This is a genomic window from Candidatus Methylomirabilota bacterium, from assembly GCA_003104975.1.
Classification (GTDB): Bacteria; Methylomirabilota; Methylomirabilia; order Methylomirabilales; family Methylomirabilaceae; genus Methylomirabilis.
The window spans coordinates 95,557-113,084 of sequence record PQAM01000018.1 but is presented as its reverse complement, the minus strand read 5'-3'; the positions used below and the strand labels follow the sequence as shown (position 1 = coordinate 113,084).

18 protein-coding genes and 2 pseudogenes are annotated in these 17,528 nt (G+C 60.5%); 9 read left to right on the top strand and 11 right to left on the bottom strand.

What is annotated here, in order from left to right; genetic code table 11:
• The first annotated feature begins 177 nt into the window (after window positions 1-177).
• The 3 genes and pseudogenes from C3F12_13420 to C3F12_13410 all read left to right on the top strand — a co-directional run bounded on the left by C3F12_13420 (window position 178) and on the right by C3F12_13410 (window position 1,169).
• Window positions 178-396, top strand: a pseudogene (locus tag C3F12_13420) (3-deoxy-7-phosphoheptulonate synthase).
• A gap of 217 nt (window positions 397-613) precedes the next feature.
• Entirely contained in the window at window positions 614-943 is a 330-nt protein-coding gene (locus C3F12_13415) for a hypothetical protein (protein PWB42904.1), read from the top strand.
• A gap of 55 nt (window positions 944-998) precedes the next feature.
• Window positions 999-1,169, top strand: a pseudogene (locus C3F12_13410) (3-deoxy-7-phosphoheptulonate synthase).
• Between the two features lie 91 nt (window positions 1,170-1,260).
• On the opposite strand, the gene C3F12_13405 reads toward C3F12_13410, so the two are convergent.
• Window positions 1,261-1,806 carry a hypothetical protein gene (locus C3F12_13405; GenBank protein PWB42903.1) on the bottom strand — a complete coding sequence of 182 codons (546 nt, stop codon included), beginning with the start codon at window positions 1,804-1,806 and terminating at the stop codon, window positions 1,261-1,263.
• Between the two features lie 291 nt (window positions 1,807-2,097).
• Between C3F12_13405 and C3F12_13400 the strand changes: the two genes are divergently transcribed.
• The gene (locus C3F12_13400) at window positions 2,098-2,547 is read left to right on the top strand and encodes a hypothetical protein (GenBank protein ID PWB42902.1); all 450 of its coding nucleotides are present in this window, start codon (window positions 2,098-2,100) and stop codon (window positions 2,545-2,547) included.
• Window positions 2,548-2,621: 74 nt separating this feature from the next.
• Here the strand turns inward: C3F12_13400 and C3F12_13395 are convergent, their stop codons facing one another.
• Window positions 2,622-3,002: a reactive intermediate/imine deaminase gene (locus C3F12_13395; protein PWB42901.1), complete on the bottom strand. Its 381-nt coding sequence runs from the start codon at window positions 3,000-3,002 to the stop codon at window positions 2,622-2,624.
• A 189-nt stretch (window positions 3,003-3,191) separates the two neighbouring features.
• On the bottom strand, window positions 3,192-4,994 hold the full coding sequence (locus C3F12_13390; protein PWB42900.1) for an excinuclease ABC subunit C: 1,803 nt from the start codon (window positions 4,992-4,994) through the stop codon (window positions 3,192-3,194).
• 164 nt (window positions 4,995-5,158) lie between these two features.
• On the opposite strand from C3F12_13390, the gene C3F12_13385 reads away from it, so the two are divergent.
• On the top strand, window positions 5,159-5,344 hold the full coding sequence (locus C3F12_13385; GenBank protein ID PWB42899.1) for a hypothetical protein: 186 nt from the start codon (window positions 5,159-5,161) through the stop codon (window positions 5,342-5,344).
• A 20-nt stretch (window positions 5,345-5,364) separates the two neighbouring features.
• On the opposite strand, the gene typA is transcribed toward C3F12_13385, so the two are convergent.
• A complete protein-coding gene (typA, locus tag C3F12_13380; protein ID PWB43034.1) occupies window positions 5,365-7,194 on the bottom strand; it encodes a translational GTPase TypA in 1,830 nt (609 codons plus the stop codon).
• Window positions 7,195-7,588: 394 nt separating this feature from the next.
• On the opposite strand from typA, the gene C3F12_13375 reads away from it, so the two are divergent.
• Window positions 7,589-8,185: a peptidylprolyl isomerase gene (locus C3F12_13375; protein ID PWB42898.1), complete on the top strand. Its 597-nt coding sequence runs from the start codon at window positions 7,589-7,591 to the stop codon at window positions 8,183-8,185.
• Here the strand turns inward: C3F12_13375 and C3F12_13370 are convergent.
• Complete coding sequence (locus C3F12_13370) at window positions 8,169-9,062, bottom strand: homoserine kinase (protein ID PWB43033.1); 894 nt, start codon at window positions 9,060-9,062, stop codon at window positions 8,169-8,171. The two genes, C3F12_13375 and C3F12_13370, sit on opposite strands and share 17 nt — an antisense overlap.
• A 218-nt stretch (window positions 9,063-9,280) precedes the next feature.
• Here C3F12_13370 and C3F12_13365 point away from each other — a divergent pair, with 218 nt between their 5' ends.
• Complete coding sequence (locus tag C3F12_13365; protein PWB42897.1) at window positions 9,281-9,670, top strand: cytochrome C class I; 390 nt, start codon at window positions 9,281-9,283, stop codon at window positions 9,668-9,670.
• A 20-nt stretch (window positions 9,671-9,690) separates the two neighbouring features.
• Here C3F12_13365 and thiI read toward each other — a convergent pair whose 3' ends face one another.
• Complete coding sequence (gene thiI / locus C3F12_13360; GenBank protein PWB42896.1) at window positions 9,691-10,941, bottom strand: tRNA 4-thiouridine(8) synthase ThiI; 1,251 nt, start codon at window positions 10,939-10,941, stop codon at window positions 9,691-9,693.
• Between the two features lie 88 nt (window positions 10,942-11,029).
• On the opposite strand from thiI, the gene C3F12_13355 reads away from it, so the two are divergent.
• Complete coding sequence (locus C3F12_13355) at window positions 11,030-11,764, top strand: hypothetical protein (GenBank protein PWB42895.1); 735 nt, start codon at window positions 11,030-11,032, stop codon at window positions 11,762-11,764.
• 32 nt (window positions 11,765-11,796) lie between these two features.
• Here C3F12_13355 and C3F12_13350 read toward each other — a convergent pair whose 3' ends face one another.
• Both C3F12_13350 and C3F12_13345 read right to left on the bottom strand, forming a co-directional pair.
• Window positions 11,797-12,081 (bottom strand): DNA mismatch repair protein MutS, encoded by a 285-nt coding sequence (locus tag C3F12_13350; protein PWB43032.1) that lies wholly within the window; start codon window positions 12,079-12,081, stop codon window positions 11,797-11,799.
• Between the two features lie 10 nt (window positions 12,082-12,091).
• Complete coding sequence (locus C3F12_13345) at window positions 12,092-12,373, bottom strand: hypothetical protein (GenBank protein PWB42894.1); 282 nt, start codon at window positions 12,371-12,373, stop codon at window positions 12,092-12,094.
• 215 nt (window positions 12,374-12,588) lie between these two features.
• On the opposite strand from C3F12_13345, the gene C3F12_13340 reads away from it, so the two are divergent.
• Window positions 12,589-13,761, top strand: a complete 1,173-nt coding sequence (locus C3F12_13340) for a hypothetical protein (protein PWB42893.1) — start codon at window positions 12,589-12,591, stop codon at window positions 13,759-13,761.
• Between the two features lie 44 nt (window positions 13,762-13,805).
• Here C3F12_13340 and C3F12_13335 read toward each other — a convergent pair whose 3' ends face one another.
• The 3 genes from C3F12_13335 to C3F12_13325 all read right to left on the bottom strand — a co-directional run bounded on the left by C3F12_13335 (window position 13,806) and on the right by C3F12_13325 (window position 17,311).
• Entirely contained in the window at window positions 13,806-14,309 is a 504-nt protein-coding gene (locus C3F12_13335) for a hypothetical protein (protein ID PWB42892.1), read from the bottom strand.
• 72 nt (window positions 14,310-14,381) lie between these two features.
• Window positions 14,382-15,776: a hypothetical protein gene (locus C3F12_13330; GenBank protein ID PWB42891.1), complete on the bottom strand. Its 1,395-nt coding sequence runs from the start codon at window positions 15,774-15,776 to the stop codon at window positions 14,382-14,384.
• The gene (locus C3F12_13325; GenBank protein ID PWB42890.1) at window positions 15,773-17,311 is read right to left on the bottom strand and encodes a hypothetical protein; all 1,539 of its coding nucleotides are present in this window, start codon (window positions 17,309-17,311) and stop codon (window positions 15,773-15,775) included. The genes C3F12_13330 and C3F12_13325 overlap by 4 nt, the downstream gene beginning before the upstream one ends.
• Window positions 17,312-17,528: the final 217 nt, after the last annotated feature.

The window sequence follows — 17,528 nt, the reverse complement described above, 5'->3', positions numbered from 1 at the left end:
CGAAAGTGCACTGTCCCCTGGAGAGTGGGGGAAGCCCTTGCTTTTTCATTCGTTGCTATCCGGTCGATTTCGATGCTGCCGTTGCGTGGAGGCGTACCTTCGCCCACCGTGGAGCGGGTGGGTTCGACCGACGGTAGACACTTAGCAGACCTGCTCCATTTTACTAAAGCCATCCAGTTGGTTCCAGACCCCAGCCACGGGACCGGCCACTGGGAGTATGTGGCGCCAATGGACAAAGCCTCTGTGGCCTGCGGGGCCGACGGCTTGCTTATCGAGGTCCACCCCACCCCGGAAACCGCCCAGTCGGACGGGCGGCAATCGCTGAAACTCACCACGTTCCAACAGCTCATGGACGAGTTGCGCCCCATCGCCCTCGCTGTCGGCCGCCGGATCTAAAGCGCACCTCCCAATCCAAGGAACGCCCTTACAAATAGGGCATTTGCTGAATACATAGTTGACCTCCTATGAATCGTATACCATATTGAAAAGGTGAAACGGGCGTGGTCTTCGCACGGTGGAAGCAGGGGCCGGCCCACCAGGACTAGATTGCCGGCCAGGGCTGCGACAGCCCTCGGGTCGGTTCTTACGGAACGCCCGCAGTAAGGAGGTAGCCATGGCCAATTGGATAAATCGCCAGGGGGTCCGTTGGGTGACCCCGGCGTTGTTGATGATGTGGATCGCAATGGGGTGTGCGAGTACGGTAAAGACCACAACGGTCAGGACCGAGACGCACCGCGCAATCGTCCCCGAGACGCCTGCCGCCGCTGCACCATCCGACGCTCCAGCGCCCCGGCAGACTGAGGAGATCACGACTACCACCACCACAACAACGGAAAAGGAGAAGGAATCTGATGGCATTCTCACTAATGCCTTTAGGACGATTGGCTCGATCATTGCCTTCCCCTTCCGGGTGGTCGGGGCGGCTCTCGGAGCGCTCTTCTAAGCGCCAACGACGCGTTCTGTGATCCTCCTGGGCGCGCCAACACTGGCAGCGAAGGATCGAGGGCGACAAAAGCATCGTCCGGGTGGGCGATCTGGAGATCGACGGACCGGCAGTCGTGGTCATGGCCGGTCCCTGCTCCGTGGACGGTGAGACGCAGATGCTGCCGACCGCCGAGGCGGTCAAAGCAGCCGAGGCTACAGTCCTGCGAGGAGGGGCCTTCGAGCCGCCCAGCCTTCAGGTGCTCGTAATGACAGACAAATGAGAAAGTCCGATGGGCGCCGAGGCCCCTTCGGCACCCATCGGACGCGCCAGGACGATTACATGTCCGGGGCTTCGGGAATACCGGCTGCGAACCAGCCCCGGTTGCTCGCATTGCGGATGAGGAGTGTCGGGCTGGCGCAATCCTCCGGTGGCCACGGCGTCAGCATATCGTCGATCCGAAAATCGCCGTTGGCTTCCAGCGGTACACCGGCAGCGTCTGTGTTCCGCTCCGTAAACGGGGCTACTGTTTCGCAAATCAGCGTTGCAAACACACTCGCGTTAGCGTTCCTCCCAATGTTATTGCCCCCACCCAGCAGCAACCCCTGTCCGTCGACCCGGATCCGTCCGTCGGCCTCCACGTCGGCGCTAAGATCGGTGATCACCCAGATCTGGCCGGCGGGCTGGACGCCGCGGACAATATTCCGGTTCACGATATCAGCGGTCGGCTCCTGACCTACGCCACTTGAGACGGGGATAACCCCGACCCCCCCCTCGAAGAACAGGGGAAAAACCTGAGCTTCTGCCAGCACTGGAGATCCGAGACTCAGGAGCGCCCCCAGCGCCAATGCCATGATGACTGTAAGTGCTGCGCTGCGTTTCATCGCTCTTTCCTCTCTTTTTTGTCATTCGCCGCTTTCGTCGGCGGAGAGTGTTAGCAGGTCCTCTTCAAACCAACCCCACTTGGCCGAATTACGCGAACAGCCGCGGTTACTTCACGTCTCCTGACAACTCGGTCAGAAGAACTTCCGGTATACAAACCGAAAACTTGGACTACCTTTATTACTATGGTTCATCGAAAACGGACTGACAAGGCGCACAACCAATAGGCGTGGAGCAATTCGGTGATTCATCTCACTCAATTCTTATTGAGTCTTGCATAAGTAATGGAGGTTATGGGTGCCTTCGTTCCGGTCATGGTGAGCCCGTCGACCCGTGAGCGGAACAGCCTTCGACAGGTTTGCTTGATGGCTGCGGCCATCGACGATTTCAGTTTGGCCGATCCCGAGGAGTACCGGAAGGCGGTAGCTTTGGCCCAGCGCACGGCCGTGCTGGCCTCGCGCAGGGATAAGGTATTGAAGGGTGCGTATTCGGCCGGCGATCTCTTACAAGCCTTTATCTTCCTCTGGAAGGATGAGGTCGGGTTGGCGCTCGGTTACCACGGTCCAAAACCCGCCGGTGAGCATGCTATTCCGGATGAGATCTATCATCTGCAAAGTCCGGACGGCAGAGATTCGGACCACGGGGATTATCTTCCCGGCAATTTCCCTTCACTAAACCAGCGTTCGGCGGCACACTTCGCCGACGAAGTCCTTCAGGGGGCGATTGCACCTCGGTATCCTTAAGTTTCACTCTGTCTTTAGATCGAGAATATACAAGTCGGTTGCAGGTCATTGCGGGCCGCGTCCGCAATGGACACCTATTGTGTCGTCGCCACCAAATCAATCTCGACACTGGCGCCTCGGGGGAGGGTGGCGACGCCGACCGTCGAGCGAGCCGGTTTGACCTTTCCCAGGTATTCGGCGTAGACCTCGTTCATCTTGGCGAAGTTGTTCAGATCGGTCAGGTAGACCGTGGCCTTGATCACGTGCTCGAGGGAGCTGCCCCCAGCCTCCAGGACAGCCTTGAGGTTTTCCAGGGCCTGGCGGGTCTGGGCCGTGACGTCGCCGTCAATCAGTGTGCCGGTGGTTGGGTCCAGCGCGATCTGGCCGGATGTGAAGAGCAGGCCGTTACATTTAATGGCCTGCTCGTAGGGTCCGATTGCCCTGGGCGCCTTTTCGGTGCTCACAACTTCCCGCAACGTATGCTCCTTTCGATTTAAATTCTCGACGTTAGCTCTCCGACCCCTCATTTGGCGTGTCATTGCGAGCCGAAGGCGAAGCAATCTCACCGTTCTTCGGTATCAGGGAAAGCAAAACGATTAGATTGCCGCGCTCCCTTCGGTCGCTCGCAATGACGGAACGCCGATGTTGATCAACGTTTCGGTGCCTCACGCGCTGATGGCGCCGACGACATCATGAATAGTCGTGGCGAGCGACTCAGAGATGCCGGCCGCGTGTCGCAGCTCATCGATACTGGCCTCACGCAGGCGGCGGAGGCTCCCGAATCGGGTGAGCAACGCCCGCCGCCGCTTGGCGCCGATCCCGGGGACGTCGTCCAGCAGCGAGCGAATGGCCGACTTCCCTCGTAGCGCCCGATGATAGGTGATGGCAAACCGATGCGACTCGTCGCGAATCTGTTGCAGCAGTTGTCTGGCGCGTGACCGCTCCGGGAGTGCAATCGGCGTCGCCTTGCCCGGCCGAAAGACCAACTCCTCCTCCTTGGCCAAGCTTACCATCGGCACCGCGTACAGCCCCAGTTCCTGTGCGACGCCGAGCGCGGCGTTAAGCTGGCCGCGGCCGCCATCAAGCAGCATGAGGTCCGGAGGCGGCATCTCCTCGACCTTGTGCAACCGCCGCCGCACCACCTCGGCCAGCATGGCGAAGTCGTCCGGCCCATCAACCGTCTTGATCTTGTAGCGTTTGTAAGCGGATTTCTTTGGCCGGCCGTCCTCCCAGACCACCTGGGACCCGACCGCCAATGTTCCCGAGATATTGGAGACGTCGTAGGCCTCAATCCGTCTCGGCGGCGCGGGGAGATCCAGCGCCGCCTGTAGTTCTTTCAACGCCTGCTCGCGACTCTGGGAGGATCGCAGTGACAGCGCCAAAGCCTCCTGCGCGTTGGTCAGCGCCAGTTGGATCAACCGCGCCTTACGGCCGCGCTGCGGGACCACCAGCTCGATTTGACGATTGGCCCGCGACGACAGCCAGGCCGCAATCAGCGGTGCGTCTTCCACAGGGTGAGACAGCAGAATCTCACGCGGGATATCCCGTGTGCGGAGGTAGAACTGCTTAAGCAGCGCGGACAGCAATTCGCCCACCGTCTCGGCCTTCAGCTCAAAGGTAAAGGTCTCGCGACCGATCAGCCGGCCTCGCCGGATCAGGAAAAGCTGGACCTGAGCCTCCCCGCCCTCCGCCGCGAGGCCGAAGACATCCTGGTCTTCTTCCCTTGGCGAAATGACCCGCTGACGCTCAAATACCTGGCGGAGCGACGCGAGTTGATCACGATATTTGGCGGCCCGCTCATATTCAAGCGCCTCGGCCGCCTGCTGCATCCGTGCCTCGAGGCGCCTCGCCAGCTCCTGATCCTTACCGTCCAACAGCAGACGCGCCTGATCCACCAGCTCTCCGTACGCCTGCTGGCTGATGAGGCCTTCACAGGGACCCAGGCAACGGCCCAGGTGGTATTCGAGACACAGTCGCCGACCCTTGATGGACCGGCACTTGCGGAGCGGGATCGTTTTGTTGACAAGGGCGAGGACGTCCCACATGGCAGTAGCCGGGACATACGGCCCCCAATAGAGTGCGCCATCATCCTTGATGCGACGGACCACCTGTACCCAGGGAAACGGGTCGTTCAGGTCGAGCTTGAGGAAGGGGTAATGTTTATCGTCTTTGAGCAGAATGTTGTAGCGCGGCTTGTGGCTCTTGATCAGGTTGCTTTCGAGGATGAGGGCCTCCAGTTCGTTCGCCGTGATGATGAACTCCAGGTCGGCAATCTGCTCCGCCATGGGTCGGATCAGAGGCCGATCTGGGGCGTCCGCGGCTTCTGTAAAGTAGGAGCCGACACGCTTCCTCAGCGAGAGCGCCTTGCCGATATACAGCACATGGCCTCGCCTATCACGGAACAGGTAGACGCCCGGTACGTCCGGAAGATCCTTCACCTTTTCTTGAAGTCGGTCGATCGCCTGCATGGCAGTTACAACATGTCACAGCCACTGGAGCCTGTCAAGACGGGCTGCTGCGCGTTCCTCAAGGCCCTTGACAGCATTATTCTGAGGGCGTAGGCTGTGCGTAGCTTTCATGGCCGCGACACGGCTGCGTCAGAGAAAGAAACAATTGCAGAAAGGAGCGGTGAATGGCGGGAAAATTCCAACCGTACCGAGGGGAGAAGCGACGGAAGGAGGCCGCACGAAAGGCCAAGCAAGAAGAGAAACTTCGAAAAAAACTGGAACGGAAAGAGAGTACGACACCTGTCGGGGAAAGCGAACCGGAAGAAGAGCTGCCGGCCGCCGAAGAGCCGCCCCTCGAGCCGGAGGCATAGCGCCGGGCGGCGTCAGCGCGTCATCGTCCCGCGATCCGAACCCGCTTCCGCTCGTGCCGGTCCAGCACCTTCTTGCGAAGGCGCAGGCTCTTCGGCGTGACCTCCAGCAACTCGTCTTCCGCCAGATACTCGACGCAGTTGTCGAGACTCATCTGTCTGGGGGGGGTCAGGCGCACGGCGATATCGGAGGTCGACGACCGGATATTCGTCAGGTGCTTCCGCTTGGCGACATTGACCTCCAGATCCCGCTCCTTGGCCGCCTCACCGACGACCATTCCTTCATAGACCTCGGTTCCCGGTCCGAAGAACAGGATTCCGCTTCCCTCCGCATTCGCCAGGCCATAGGACGTGGCCAGCCCCGCCTCCCAGGCGACCAGCGACCCGCGGTCGCGCCCGCGGATCTCCCCGACCATCGGTTCGTAGCCGGCGAACAGACTGTGCAGTTGCCCGGTCCCGCGCGTCGCGGTCAGGAATGCCTGCCGAAATCCCAGCAACCCCCGCGTCGGAACGATGAACTCGTAGTGGACCAGCCCCTGATCGCCCGTCCGCATATCCATCAACCGCCCTCGCCGCCCGCCCAGCATTTCCATCACCAACCCGGCCTGCTCCTCCGGGACCTCGATACTGACCTGTTCGAACGGCTCCAGCCGCTGCCCGGTCTGCGGGTCGGTCTGAAAGATAACCTCGGGTCTCGACACCTGAAGTTCATACCCCTCGCGCCGCATCGTCTCAATCAGGACGACCAGGTGTAGCTCGCCACGTCCGGCCACCAGAAAGGTGTCGGGGCTGTCGGTATCGTTCACTCTCAAGCTGACATTGTGCTCCAGTTCCTTGAACAGGCGCTCGCGCAGGCTGCGACTCGAGCTCCAACGCCCCTCGCGTCCCGCAAAGGGGCTGGTGTTGACGCTGAAGGTCATCTGGACCGTCGGCTCGTCGACCCGGATCGGAGGAAGCGCCAGCGGGTTGTCCTTATCGGCGATGGTTTCCCCGATTCCTATCTCTTCAAGCCCCGTTACCGCAACGATCTCACCGGCCATGGCCTCCTCGACCTCGATGCGGTCCAGCCCCTGATGGACAAAGACCTGAGCCACCTTACCGGGGTGGAAGCTCCCATCCTTCGCGATCCGGATGACCTCCTGGGCTCGGCGCAGGGAGCCGGCGTACAGGCGACCGATGGCGATCCGGCCTTTATAATCATCGTAGGCCAGGAGATTCGCCAGCATCTGCGTAGGGCCATCCGGCTCAACCACAGGAGGCGGTAAAGACGTAAGGATGGTGTCGAACAGCGGTCGCAGGTCAGACGCCATGGCGGTCGGCGCATAGCCGGCCTGTCCTCGGAGAGCGTCGGTATAGACGATCGGGAAATCCGCCTGCTCCTCGGTGGCGCCGAGATCGATAAACAGATCAAAGGTCGCGTTGACGGCATAGTCGGTCCTGGCATTGGCCCGGTCGATCTTGTTGACCACGACGACGACCCGGTGCTGAAGCGCCAGGGCCTTGCGCAGCACGAACCGGGTCTGCGGCATCGGCCCCTCCACGGCATCCACCAACAACAGCACCCCGTCCACCATATTCAGTACCCGCTCGACCTCACCCCCAAAGTCGGCATGCCCGGGGGTATCCACGATATTGATCTTTACGCCCCCAAAGGTCACGGCGGTGTTCTTGGCCAGGATCGTGATGCCGCGCTCCCGCTCGAGCGGGTTGGAGTCCATGACCCGTGTCATCACCGCCTGATTATCTCGGAAGATGCGGCTCTGCTTCAGCATGGCGTCCACAAGCGTTGTCTTGCCGTGGTCGACATGCGCAATGATGGCCAGATTCCTCAGATCCGTACGCTGCTGTGTCATCATGCCTTTTGATGCGGTTATCGACTGCGTCGTACCGGTAGTAGGCGCCACAAACGCAGATCACCTGCCTTACACTCGAAACCAGTGGGGGAGGCGTAAAAAGGTCAGAGCCCGAAGGGAAACCGCCTGCGGACCTGCTGAGGCCGTTTCACCGGATGTGACACATCAAGTCACGCTGAAACGGCGTAAATCAATCACCTCACAAACGACGAGAGTGTATCGCAAAGTCAACGATTCGTCAAACAGGTTCCTGTGTCGAGGTGGGCAGACTTTGTGGTTGCACCACAGGCGTGCGAGGCGTACCATCTGTCAATATGTGCCCATGGCCATCGTGTGCGACAGGCACGCGCGTGAGCGGTTTCATTGGTAGCCTAATAGACCTGGAGGAGGTAGCATGCAGACAACCCGATACGCATCGTTTCTTTCGGCCGGCTCGATCATGGTCCTTGCTATGACGGCAGGGATTGCTATGGCTGAGACTAAGGCAACCGCGCCGGCCCAGGCCAAGACCGGGCTTGTGATCGATAACGGCTCCACCGTGCAGCTTGAGTACAGACTGACCGATGAAAAGGGGACAGCCCTGGATACGAATGAGGGAGGCGACCCCCTGGTCTACACTCATGGACAGGGACAGATCATTCCGGGATTGGAAAAGGCGCTGGGTGGCCTTCATGTCGGCGATACAAAGCATGTGGTCGTCCCGTCCGAGGAGGCCTACGGTCCGATCAGGCCGGAGGCATTCGTTGAGGTCCCCAAAGAACGCATTCCGGAGAAATTCCATACCATTGGGGCGCATCTTGTCGCCCAAGGCCAGAACGGACAGACGCGCCACGCCTTCGTGAAAGAGATCAAGGAGAAGACCATCGTCCTGAACACCAATCATCCCTTGGCCGGCAAGACCCTCACCTTCGACGTCAGGGTGATCGGTATCGAGCCCGCCCAGAGCCCGCAACAAGCCGTAGAGCCCACAACATCTACTCCAGGTAAGTGAGGCCCTGACGGTCGATCTCGAGAGGCAGCGCGCGGTTTTCGATCCCGAACTCGCGCCGCCAGCGTTCGCTCATGCGTTGCCCGATCCGCTCGCCGTCTGTGTTGACCAGCGCAAGGAGCGAGGAGCCTGCGCCGCTTAAACAGGTAGCCAGCGCGCCCGCCTGTCGCCCCTCTTCCAGAATCGCGTCCATCCCGGGGAGCAGTGAGGCCCGGTAGGGTTGGTGGAGGCGGTCTTCGGTTCCCGGCGCGAGCAGTTCTGGGCGATCGGTAGCGAGACCGGTGAGCAGGAGGGCCAGGCGAGTCAGGTTGAAGACGGCGTCGGCGAACGGGACCTGTCGGGGAAGGACCTCCCGCGCGCGCTTCGTCGGGAGTATAAGCTCCGGGATGACGACCACGGCCTTCAAATAGGTGGGGACGGGGACCGTGGCGGCTACGATGCGGCCTGCGACGACGGCAGATGCCGTCAGCCCCCCCAGTACAGCCGGCGTCACGTTGTCGGGGTGTCCTTCGAACGGCAGCGCCCTGGCGAGGAGCTCATCCGTCGAAAGCCGGGCGTCGGCCAGTCGGCCGGCAGCGGCGATCCCGGCGAGGCAGGCAGCGGCGCTACTGCCAAGGCCGCGGCCCAGCGGAATCCTGTTGATCTGCCGAATCCGTAACCCGGACGGCTGATAGCCCAAATCTCGCAGCGTGTCCTGCGCCGCTCGTACCGACAGATTGCGTTCGCCCGCCCGCTCCAGCTCGACCCTCCCCTCTCCTTCCACCTGAAGCTGAAGCCCCTCACCCTCATTGCTGAGCTCCACCTCGTTATACAGGCCCAACGCCATTCCCAGTGTGTCGAACCCCGGACCCAGATTGGCCGTTGAGGCCGGCACCCGCACCCTCACTCGTCTCATCGATCACTCTCCTTATATGGCTTCTCCGGTCGGTGTCGCTCGCCCCCACCATATACCGTAAGTTGCGGATCCTCGCAAGGAGTAGTATCCGGTTAAATACGTCAACTTTCCCTTGACAGGGGATAAGGCGGCGTGCAACATCTAACAGGCAGTTGGTGATACAGCATACAGATCAGACAGAACCGAGTTCACAGGAGGCATCGATGGCGAGAAAAGTGACCCTTCACGTGATGGCGCTAACCGCGTTGGTTGCCAGCTCCACAGGGGCCTGGGCGGCCGGGGCTGCGGGTACTGAACTGAAGGCCCCCGAGAAGTTCATGACCTTTTGTGTGCCGTGTCACGGTCCGGCTGGTAAGGGGGACGGGTTAGCGGCCGCCTCTTTGAATCCCAAGCCGCGAAACTTTGCCGACGGCAAGTATATGAACGGCAGGACCGACGCACAACTGACCAATGTCATTAAGAACGGCAGCGCAGCCGAGAAGTTGAGCCCGCTGATGACCGGCTACGGCAGCATGATGAACGACAAGGAGATCAAGGATATCGTCGCCTATATCCGTTCGCTGGCCGTTCCGAAGTACCAGCCGAAGAAGTAGGGGCACGTTGCAACGTACCCCTACCGACCAGGAAACGACAGCTCAATGGTGTAGGCAGCGGCCTGACCCTGCGCCGTAAGCCGATCCAGGTCAAGGGCACGCTCGGCGAATTCGAGCTCGTGGTGAGTTGCATGCGTGGCGACCTGTCGCGGGAGAAACATTGAGCAGCAGTCCTGATCGGGGATAATAGAGACATCGTAGCTGCCGATCTGTTGCGCCTGCTGTGTGATCTCGTCCTTATCCATGCCGATCAACGGCCGTAAAATCGGCAGGGTCGAGATCTGTCCGATGGCCGCGATGTTTTCAATGGTCTGTGACGATACCTGGCCAAGGCTTTCACCGGTCACCAGCGCTTGGGCGCCCTCCTTGCGGCCGATCCGTTCGGCGATCCGCAGCATGAGCCGTCGATACAGAAGGACCCTCAGGCGCCCCGTAACGCGAGCCACGACCTCCTGCTGGATCTCGCCGAAGGGCACCAGATAGAGGCGCGAGGTGAACTGGTACCGGGTGAGCAGCCGCACCAGCTCGATCGCCTTGTCTTGTGAGGTACGGTCGGCGAACGGCTGGCTGTGAAAGTGGACAAAGACGATCCGGCAGCCCCGCTTCATCATCCGGTACGCCGCCACCGGAGAATCGATCCCGCCCGACAGCAGACACGCGAGCGTTCCGCCGGTCCCTACCGGTAAGCCCCCCGGACCGGGAAGCTTGTCGAAGTGGACAAACGCCTCATTGGGAAGGACCTCGATGGCGATGGTGAGTTCCGGGTTGGTCAAGTCGACGCGCGCATCACATACGCGCTGCACCCTCGCCCCGATCATCTCGTTGATCTGCTGAGAGGTCTGCGGAAAGGTTTTGAAGGCGCGTCGCGCCGCCACGCGAAAGCTGCGGAACGTACGACCGGAGATCTCGGCCTCGATCCGCTGCGCGAGCAACTCCAGATTGGGTGTCATCATAAAGGCGTAGGCGAAATTCGCGATACCAAAGATGCGGCTTAGTCGCTGCCGTACAACCTCCCACGAACTCTCCTCGCGCAGCGTCAGGAACAGCCGACCGGTGGGTCGTAGGAGCGGACCGCAGTCAAGGTCGCGAGTGGCTGCCAGAAGATTGGCCTCAAGCTGCTTCAGAAAGAAGCGCCGGTTTTTCCCCTTGAGGGCGATCTCGTGGTAATGGATAAGGGCGCCCCGTACCGGTTGTCGTCCGCTCGTACTGTCCTCACGTACTATCATTTCTTGGTCTCCTGTTGTGCCCCATCCTAACATGATCCGTGTCATCGACAATCGATTTTCGCCGGCACGCCAAGCGCCTGTGCCATATCAATGCTCTGGCGATCCTCGAAGGGTTACGGTAAGATGACGGCGCATGGTACATCTGAATCGGAGGACGCAAATGAAACCGCTTCTGGTGTTGCAGCACATCGGGTGTGAGACCCCGGGCATCTTTCTTGATGTCCTTCAGGCGCAGCAGCGCCCCACGGAGACGGTAAGGTTGTATGAGGGTGAGCAGGCGCCGGCTAACCTGTCGCCGTATTCCGGGCTGCTGGTCATGGGCGGGCCCATGAGTGTCAACGACGAGGCGGACTACCCGTGGTTGCGGGCGGAGGATCGGCTCCTGAAGGAGGCGCTGGCGCTCAATTTTCCCACGCTAGGCATCTGTCTTGGCTCACAGCTTATCGCCAAGGCAGCCGGCGCGACGGTCCGCCGGGGGCCGCGCAAGGAGATCGGCTGGTACCCGGTCCAGTTCACCAACGCGGCGCGCCATGATCGGCTGTTCAGCCTCTTTCCGGAATCGATCGAGGTGTTCGAGTGGCATGGTGAATATTTCGATACGCCGCCCGGAGCCGTCAATCTTGCCAGATCAGCACTCTATGAGTGCCAGGCCTTCTCCCTCGGCCGCCACGTCTACGGCCTGCTGTTTCATTTGGAGGTGACGTCGTTGATGGTCTCAGGCTGGGTCCGTACGTTTGCGCGGGAGTTGGACGGCGTCAAAGACTATATCCGGCCGGAGGCGATTCTCGAGCGACTGCCGGCCGGGATCGACGACCTCAATCGGCGGGCTCGGATTCTCTTCTCGCACTTCTGCGAGAACCTTCGTTAGACAGGACAGCGAGGGCGCAATACATGACGCCCCTACCTGAGCCGAACAATAGTGGCTCCCCATCCCCCGGCCTCTGACGGCGCATCGGCAAACGACAGGACATCAGGATGGTTTTTCAGGAGCCGCCTGACGATCGCTCGCTGGGTCCCTGTGCCCTTCCCGTGAATCAGCCGCACCTCGGATATTCCCATCTGACGGCACTGTGCCAGATACTCTTCGACAACCGAGGCGATCTCCTTCGGCGCAAAGGTGTGCAGATCGAGGACGTCCTCGATCGGTAGCCTCACCGGTTGCTCAAACGGCTCCTCTGGCGTGATTCTCGCCACCTCACCCACGCTCGCCATTTCTCACATCAACCCCGGTAAGCTCCTCGATCGCAGATCGAATGGCTTCGGCCCGCTCGCGGTCGGCGCTCACATCCCATGACAGAGACGGATCGAAGCTGGGATTGTAGCGATAGTGTGCAGGCGGCTTCTTCTGCCTGAACTGCGCCTGCAGCCCGACATCGAGTCGCAGGAGGAGCTGTTCCTTCCCCTTCTTGTGGTCATACGCTTGGGGATCTTTCGAATTCTGGCCTTTCTTTGCTGCCGCTCGCCCTTTTGGTGGCATTCGCGCCCCTCCTGGTGTCCCCTTCTGTTGGGGCTATCCTAGGCAGGTGATTCTTGGGTGTCAAGCCCTCTTCTCTCGGAAGCGTCCACATTTACTTCGGGTACCCCTGCATTGACATTTATGGGCTTCTACAATAATATGGACATGCAAGTAGATACCATAACGGACACAATCACTATATCAAGTTGTAAAATAACGATGAATAAGGGACACGAATGAGGACATGGAAGCAGACACATCCTTGGTTGACATTTTCAGTTGACCTCAGCCGCGCTCCAAGTCGTTTGTGGATTATGCTGGGGGAATGCCAATCCAAGTGCGAGCATATTGCGGGCGTTCCTTTGCGTCCGGATACAGCAAAGAAACTTTACCAATTGTATTTGGCCAAGGGCGTCCTTGGGACCACCGCTATCGAAGGCAACACGCTCTCTGAAGAGGAGGTTCTGCGACACTTGCAGGGTACGCTTAAGCTTCCACCCTCGCGCGAATACCTCGCGCAGGAGATAGATAACGTGGTTGCTGGATGTAACCTTATACTATCAGATATAAAGGTGGGCAGAGCCCCTGCCCTGACCTCTGGTATGGTCAAGAAGCTGAATCGGATTGTCTTGGATAAGCTGAAGTTAGACGATGAGGTGGTGCCTGGCGAGATCAGGCGGCATGCGGTTGGCGTTGGGCGTTATCAAGCCCCTCCGGCGCAGGAGTGCGAATACCTGCTGGATCGCCTCTGCGAGTGGCTTAATAGTGAGACCTTTAATCCACAGCCGGAGATGGTGATCGTGTATGCGATTCTCAAGGCCGTGTTGGCACACCTCTATCTGGCGTGGATTCACCCATTCGGGGATGGAAACGGCCGAACCGCGCGGCTAGTTGAGTTTCAGATCTTGATCGCTTCCGGCGTACCTGCCCCGGCCGCCCACCTTCTTAGCAATTACTATAATCAAACTCGGACCGAGTATTATCGTCAACTCGATCAAGCGAGCTGCTCCAACGGCGACGTATTGCCATTTGTACCCTATGCAACGCAGGGTCTGTTGGATGGGCTTCAGTCCCAGTTGCAAGACATCAGGGTTCAGCAGTTGGATGTAGCTTGGCGCAATTATGTACATGAGGCGTTCACTGAAAAGAAAAGTCCCAGCGATGCGCGACGTCGGCACCTCGTTCTGGACCTTTCACAAAGTGCCACACCACTTCCTTTCTCAAAGCTTCCTGAGGTCAGCCCGCGTATGGCGGCTGCCTATGCCCGTAAGACAACTAAAACTCTGTCCCGCGATGTGAGGGCTTTAATCCAGATGGGGCTCCTAGTGCAAGAGTCGGGTGGCCTTCGTGCATGTAAGGAGCTTATCCTGGCATTCTTACCACCGAGAGCTGAGACGCTGAATGGCTAAGCGGTCGAATTCCCTCCCATTAAGCCTCACAGCCCATTGAGAGGTTACAATCGTGGAAACAGGGAGTACAGGCGCTGGCCGATGAGGCCGACGATCGGGGGGAGGAGCAGACTCGGAACCGTTCTGGCCGTGACAAAGGCCCACCCGAGGAAGGGAATCTCCCACGTGAACAATCGGATCGGCGAGAGAAGCAACTTTGCGGTGATGAAAGTGAGTAATGGCCCGACCCCGATGCCGTCCCTCAACAGCGATGCGGTCAGAGGGAAAACGACGTACGGTCCGCCCGGCATCAGCAGGCCCACCAGCCACCCGATGAGGATGCCCTTGACGCCCGACTCCGCGCCCATCCATTTGACCAGTAACTCTCTGGGGACGACTACCTCAAAGAGGCCGGCCAGACAGAAGCCGAACAGCAGCGGCAGCCAGACCTCCCGGAGCAGCCCTAATCCGGTCTGCAGGCCCCGCAGCGGCAGATCCCTGCCTTTGGTAAAGGCCAACACGGCGACCAGGATGGTGAGACCCCCCATGATAAGGACGTCGGTATCCATGGTCTTTTTCCTTTTTGGCGGAGTCGGTGTGCCTGCCACAAATCCTCTCGTGATCGACCGCCCGATGACGACTCAGGGCCTGGAGAGGCCGAACTTCTTCAGTCGATAGCGGAGGGTGTCTCGGCTGAGGCCAAGCAGCCTGGCCGCCTTTGTCTGATTGCCGCCGCTGGCTCGTAACGCCTGCTCGACCAGCGAGCGTTCCCACGCCGCCAGGTCGATTCCCTCCGGCGAAAGCGCGCCATACGTCAGACTCGTCGCCGGTGTCGGATCTGCCGGCCTGTTCGGCGGCGAGTGGGGGGTCAGGGAGAGTTGGTCGACCGACAGCCGATCACCATGACTCCACAGGACGGCCCGCTCGATGACATGGCTCAGTTCCCGGATATTGCCGGGCCAGGGATAGTCCATGAGGGTGCGGGCGGCCCGGTCGTCGATGGCGAGGATCGTCTTCCCGTACTTCGCATTGAACGTATCCAGGAAATGGCCGGCGAGCAGCAGGATATCCTCGCCGCGCTCGCGCAACGGCGGCAGATCGATGGTGATGACGGCCAGCCGATAGTAGAGGTCCTTCCTGAATCGGGTGGCCTTGACCTCGGTGTCGAGATCCCGATGGGTGGCGGCGACGATGGTGACGTCCACCCGTCGATCCCGCAACCCCCCGACCCGGCGGATGACCCGCTCCTCGACGGCGCGAAGCAGCTTCCCCTGGAGAGGGAGTTCGAGATCCCCCACCTCGTCCAGGTAGAGGAAGCCCTCATCGGCGGCCTCGAAGAGCCCCATCTTCGATTCCTTCGCATCAGTAAATGCCCCGCGTTCGTACCCGAACAGTTCCGCCTCCATCAGCGTAGCGGGGAGCGCCGTGCAGTTGACCTCGATGAAGGCGCGCGACGCCCGCCGGCTGTGACGGTGCAGGGTGCGCGCCACCAACCCTTTTCCGGTTCCCGTCTCTCCGGCAATGAGAATCGGGGGCGAGTCCTCCAGCGCGGCGATCTGCGTAACCCTGGCGATGATCTCGCGGATCGCGTCGCATTTGCCGATAATCCCCATGAAGGGAATCTCGCGCGTCTCCCGTTCCCGATAGTAGGAGAGCTCCTGTTGCAGCCGCGCGCTTGCGCACGCCCGGTCGGCCAGCAGCTTCAACTCGTCCAGATCGACCGGTTTTTTGATGTAGTCGAACGCCCCCAGCTTGACCGCCTCCACCGCCCCTTCGATGGAACCGTACGCGGTCATCATAATGACGGCAATATTCCGGTCGAACTCTTTGATTCTGCGCAACAGCTCCATACCGTTTTGACCCGGCAGGCAGACGTCGAGGAAGATCAGGTCGGGGCGGAGGCGGTCCAAGAGCTCAAGCGCGGCATCGGCGTTGTCGGCGACCTCGGTCTCGTACCCCTGCTCGGTCATGAACAGTTTAATCGAGCGGGCGAGGGTGCGCTCGTCGTCGACGATCAACAGCGTCGAGGGGTTCATATCGTACTGTCCCGGTCGCCCGATGAGACGGGCAACGTAATGCTCACCGTGGTTCCGACGCCAGGCCTGCTGGCGATATCCAACTGTCCGCCATTCTGCGCCACATACCGTTTCGCGATGGCGAGGCCAAGACCGGTGCCTTCTGCCCGTGTCGTGAAAAATGGATCGCAGACCGACGGAAGAATCTGTGGGGCGATCCCGCCGCCGGTGTCGGTGATCTCAACGACGACCGATCCCGCGTTGTCGTGTGCGGGTTGGTAGCGTCCGCGAATCGTGAGCGACCCGCCCTCAGGCATCGCGTCCAGGGCGTTGGAGATGATCTCGCCAAGCGCCTGCTCTACCTGGATCGGATCGACGTAGACGTCCGGGAGATGGCTCGGCAGGTTACGCTCAAGTCGGATACCGTGATCCTTGATCGATCCGGCAACGGTGGGCAATACGCCGTCAATCAGCCTGGACGGCTGTTCCGACAGGGGACGGAAACGTCCGGGTCGAGAGAACGCAAGCAGGTGGGTGATCCGGCGATCCAGGCGGTCTACCTCGGCGATCACCATCTTGAGATGTGCTTGTGCCACCGAGTTGTCGGCCACATGACGAAGAGTCACTTGGGCCGCCGCGCGCAGACTCGCCAGGGGGTTGCGCAGACCGTGGGCCACCGCGGCGGACATCTCGCCGATCGAGGCTAATTTCTCCGATTGAATGAGTTGCGCCTGGGTCTCTTCCAGTTTCTTGATCTTGGCCTCCAATTCGTGATTGAGGCGGGCCATCGCCTCATGGGAACGCTTCAGGTTCTCGGTCATCCCGGCGAACGTCCGGGCCAACTCGCCGATCTCATCTCTTGAGCGGACGGCGATCTCGTGATCGAGATGACCGGCCCCCACCACCTCCATCGCCGCCTTGAGCTGGTGGATCGGACGCGCCAGCCCTCTGGAGATGAGGATCGAGGCGGCGATCCCCAGGACCAGGGACAGCAGGAGGATCAGCAGCAGCAGGTTCTGTTCGGCCCGCAGGATCTCCTCGAGCCTGGTATAGGCCCGCTGCAGGCTGTGGGCGCGGGCCGCGCCGTACACCTCCTTATTCTTTGCGCTGAGGGCAGGGAGCAGGCGGCCCTTCAACTCCGTGTTGGCCAAGGTGAGCGCGGCCTTGTGCTGCCCGGCCTGGTACAGGGAGATGATACGCCTGCCGACGTCGAACATCTGGGCGTGAAGCTGCTCAACGCCGGTGGCGAGATCCGCTTCATCAGGCGCGAGCGTCAGCCTCCACCGGCGAAGCCGTTCCGCGATGTCCGTTTCCAGTCGAAAGAACTCCGCCTGCGCCTCAGGGTCGATTCCGGTCAGAAATCCCCAGACTTGACGGCTCTGGCGGAACAGGACTGTTTCGAGTTCGGCATAGGTCCGGGTTCGGGCCATGCTTTCGCCGAGCGCGCTGAGGGCTGCTCGTTCCTCCCGGTTGTTCCAGACGGCCTGCGCGCCGATCAGGAGCACCGGGAGCACCATGAGCGCGAAACCGAGCAGCAACTTGCGTTGAAACTTCATGAATAGAACTTTAGCCGTCCTCCTTCAGCGCCGTCAAGGGAAAGTTATTGCCGGATAGACCGTCGTCCGGATCAGGACGAAGGGGGGGTGTCCTGTCCGGCGCCGTCGCGGTTTGTGCTGTACCCGGCAAGCACAGGTAACGGCTGAGTCGGCAGGCGATTTCGAATTTGACAACCCGAGGATCCTTCCGTACAATTCCTTTCAACTTACACCACCC

What these genes read in the sequence shown, in the direction of transcription:
- C3F12_13415 (PWB42904.1), top strand. Translation starts at nt 614, where the DNA reads ATGGCCAATTGGATAAATCGCCAGGGGGTCCGTTGGGTGACCCCGGCG.
- C3F12_13405 (PWB42903.1), bottom strand. Translation starts at nt 1,806, where the DNA reads ATGAAACGCAGCGCAGCACTTACAGTCATCATGGCATTGGCGCTGGGG.
- C3F12_13400 (PWB42902.1), top strand. Translation starts at nt 2,098, where the DNA reads ATGGGTGCCTTCGTTCCGGTCATGGTGAGCCCGTCGACCCGTGAGCGG.
- C3F12_13390 (PWB42900.1), bottom strand. Translation starts at nt 4,994, where the DNA reads ATGCAGGCGATCGACCGACTTCAAGAAAAGGTGAAGGATCTTCCGGAC.
- C3F12_13385 (PWB42899.1), top strand. Translation starts at nt 5,159, where the DNA reads ATGGCGGGAAAATTCCAACCGTACCGAGGGGAGAAGCGACGGAAGGAG.
- typA (PWB43034.1), bottom strand. Translation starts at nt 7,194, where the DNA reads ATGACACAGCAGCGTACGGATCTGAGGAATCTGGCCATCATTGCGCAT.
- C3F12_13375 (PWB42898.1), top strand. Translation starts at nt 7,589, where the DNA reads ATGCAGACAACCCGATACGCATCGTTTCTTTCGGCCGGCTCGATCATG.
- C3F12_13365 (PWB42897.1), top strand. Translation starts at nt 9,281, where the DNA reads ATGGCGAGAAAAGTGACCCTTCACGTGATGGCGCTAACCGCGTTGGTT.
- thiI (PWB42896.1), bottom strand. Translation starts at nt 10,941, where the DNA reads ATGACACGGATCATGTTAGGATGGGGCACAACAGGAGACCAAGAAATG.
- C3F12_13355 (PWB42895.1), top strand. Translation starts at nt 11,030, where the DNA reads ATGGTACATCTGAATCGGAGGACGCAAATGAAACCGCTTCTGGTGTTG.
- C3F12_13345 (PWB42894.1), bottom strand. Translation starts at nt 12,373, where the DNA reads ATGCCACCAAAAGGGCGAGCGGCAGCAAAGAAAGGCCAGAATTCGAAA.
- C3F12_13340 (PWB42893.1), top strand. Translation starts at nt 12,589, where the DNA reads ATGAGGACATGGAAGCAGACACATCCTTGGTTGACATTTTCAGTTGAC.
- C3F12_13335 (PWB42892.1), bottom strand. Translation starts at nt 14,309, where the DNA reads ATGGATACCGACGTCCTTATCATGGGGGGTCTCACCATCCTGGTCGCC.
- C3F12_13330 (PWB42891.1), bottom strand. Translation starts at nt 15,776, where the DNA reads ATGAACCCCTCGACGCTGTTGATCGTCGACGACGAGCGCACCCTCGCC.
- C3F12_13325 (PWB42890.1), bottom strand. Translation starts at nt 17,311, where the DNA reads ATGAAGTTTCAACGCAAGTTGCTGCTCGGTTTCGCGCTCATGGTGCTC.